This window comes from Streptomyces soli (assembly GCF_003999195.1).
GTDB classification, from domain to species: Bacteria; Actinomycetota; Actinomycetes; order Streptomycetales; family Streptomycetaceae; genus Actinacidiphila; species Actinacidiphila soli.
Genome location: NZ_RJVR01000408.1, coordinates 1 through 2,689, shown reverse-complemented (window position 1 = coordinate 2,689; position 2,689 = coordinate 1). Strand labels below are relative to the sequence as shown.

Genomic DNA, 2,689 nt, shown 5'->3' with positions numbered 1-2,689 from the left:
GGGAGTGTCAACTTAACGGCTGATCTGGGTTGTCGAGGTTCTAGTTATTGGCGGGGGTCAGGCGTCCTTCGAAGGCGATCTGGAAGGCGTTCAGCGGGGCCTTCCAGCGCATGGTCCACCTCTTGCGGCCCTTGCCGGTCGGGTCGAGGCTCATGAGCGCCATGTAGACGCACTTGAGGGCGGCAGCCTCGTTCGGGAAGTGTCCGCGGGCCCGGACGGCCTTGCGGATGCGGGCGTTGACGCTCTCGATGGCATTGGTCGAGCAGATGACCTTGCGGATCTCGACGTCGAAGGAGAGGAAGGGCACGAACTCGGCCCAGGCACTCTCCCAGAGCTGCACGATCGCGGGATACTTCCCGCCCCAGGCCTCGGAGAACTCCACGAAGCGTTCCATCGCGGCGTCCTCGCTCGATGCCGTGTAGACGGGCTTGAGCGCCTTCGCGATCTTGTCCCAGTCCTGCCGGCCCGCGTAACGGAAACTGTTGCGCAGGAGGTGGAGCCGTAAAGAATCAACATGCTGGTTTTCTGTGGCTACTTGACGCCGGGGAGTCTTGCTCAGGTGTGACTGATCCGAGTAGTTCCTGTGCCGTGGCGAAGCGCCGCTGGGTGGCGGGTATAGCGATGCCGCGGGCGTCGAGGATGGGTTGGACATCTTTGATGGCGTTCCACAGTGTGCTGCGGCTGATGGCGAACAGCTCGGCGAGAGTGTCAAGGTCGCAGACACGGCGCTGGTAAAGGATCGTCGCGAGGATCCGGTCGCCGTCAGTGATCTTCTGGCGGAAGACGCCCCCGCGGGTGCCGGGGCGCCGGTTGCTGCCGCGTTGGCGGTGGCGGCGCTGTTCGATCGCGGCAGCGTAGGGGACGATCAGCTCTTCGAGCAGGCTGTTCAAGGCCTCGCGACTCATGCCGGTCAGCGCCGGGTCGGTGAGTGCCTGGTGGGTCGGGGGCGCGGGGGCGTCTGCTGCCGGGGCGGTGCCGGTGGCCCAGGCGCGGAGGTTCTCGGCGCGGGTGAAGTACCGCACGACGATCGGAGTGATGCTGATCTTGTTCTCGTCCAGCAACTGCCGGGTGGCCTTGATCGCCTGGCCGATGGTGACGGGGTTGATCCCGAGCAGGTCGCACAGCACCTTCTGCGGGCAGACCTGCCGCAGGTAGACCACGGTGAGCAGGACCTCGTCCGCGTCCGAGAGCAGGGACCGGCTGCGGCCGGTGGTGGCGACGCGCCGGCCGCCACGCAGTACGTAGCGTTTCTGCTCGGCCGCGGCTTCCTGGGCCGGGGCCAGGAGGGACCTGAGTGTGTCCAGTTCGTGGCTGCTCATGCCGGTCAGATGGGGGGCGGCGAGCATGCGCAGGGTCTGTGCGCGGGCGGCGGCGCGTTCGTCGGCGCGTGGTGCCGGGGCCGTGCCGCCGGCCGGGGCGATGCTGTAGTTCCACTGGCCGTGGTCGGCGTGTGCGGTGATCGGCAGGGCTTTCAGCTGGTCGTGGCTGACGGCGATCCCGGTCGGGTACGAGCCGGGGTCGAGAGATGCCTCGACGTGTAGTCCGGTCCGGGTTGTGGTCGCGGCGATGGTGTTGAGGACGACCTCGTGGCTGGTCAGCGGCCTGCCGCGCCAGTTAGTGGTGATGTGTGAGAACAGCCGGTGCTCGATTTTGTTCCACTTCGATGTACCGGGAGGAAAGTGACAGACCGTAATTGTCAGTCTGGTCTCGGCGGCGAACGCGGCCAGCTCGGCCTTCCACAGCCGGTAGCGGTAGCTGTTGGACCCGCCCGCGTCCGCGGTGATCAGCAGCCGGGACGCCGCGGGGTAGTCGTGTTGTCCGCGTGCCTGCCACCAGCTGCGGATCGAGGCGACCGCGAACGCGGACGTGTCGTGGTCGACGCCGACGTTCACCCAGCCGGTGTTCGCGGTCATGTCGTAGATCCCGTACGGGACCACGGTCTGAACGCGCGGGCCGGCGAAGAAACTGTGGTCTTCGACCTGCACCGGATCGCCCTTGGGCCGCCACTCCTGCCCCGGCATCGGCAGCAGTCCCACCTGCTCCTTTTTCTTCGCGTCCACGCTGATCACCGGCTCGCCCGCCACCTGGTGGTCTTTGACCTGCTCATTGATGTATCGGAATTGTGCGTCGCGGTTGGGGTGTTGATCGCCTTCCAGCATCTTGGCGGTGCCCTGCAGGCTGAACCCGTTCTCCTTCAGCAGTCGGCCAACGGTGGGCGCGCTCACGAGATGCCCCTGACGGGCGAGCTCGACGGCAAGGTGCCTCAGCGACTTCGTCGTCCAGCGCAGCGGCGAGGTCGGGTCACCGCGCTCGTCCGGTTCGACTAGCGCCATCAGTGCCGGGACCAGGCCCGAGTCAACGGCCTCGGCACGCAGCCGTCCACCGCCAGGGTGTCGGACGCGTCCCTTGAACAACGGCTCTGCGCCGTCTTCGAGTTCGAACACGCCTTTGCGGATGGTGGCCTCGCTGACCCCAGTCGTGCGCGCGACCAGGCGCACGCCACCGTGGCCGAGCAGTCGGGCCTCGGTTGCCAGGGCCAACCGGCGCTGACGCTCATTCAGATGTGGGAGTAGAACCTCGAACCGCTGCACCAGCTGGCCGTGGACCTCTGTCGGATATTCGCATACCACACCAACGACGCCGTTCCCGGGAAGCAACGTGTTGTTTTTTGACGGCTTCGGTGGACCAC

General features: G+C 66.5%; 1 protein-coding gene and 1 pseudogene. Both read right to left on the bottom strand.

Going from position 1 to position 2,689, the window contains the following annotated elements:
- Positions 1 to 40 precede the first annotated feature (40 nt).
- Positions 41 to 499: pseudogene (locus tag EFK10_RS46720) on the bottom strand (transposase); the annotation flags it as partial.
- A 10-nt stretch (positions 500 to 509) separates the two neighbouring features.
- Entirely contained in the window at positions 510 to 2,630 is a 2,121-nt protein-coding gene (locus tag EFK10_RS46715; RefSeq protein WP_407647282.1) for an ISAzo13 family transposase, read from the bottom strand.
- Positions 2,631 to 2,689 lie beyond the last annotated feature (59 nt).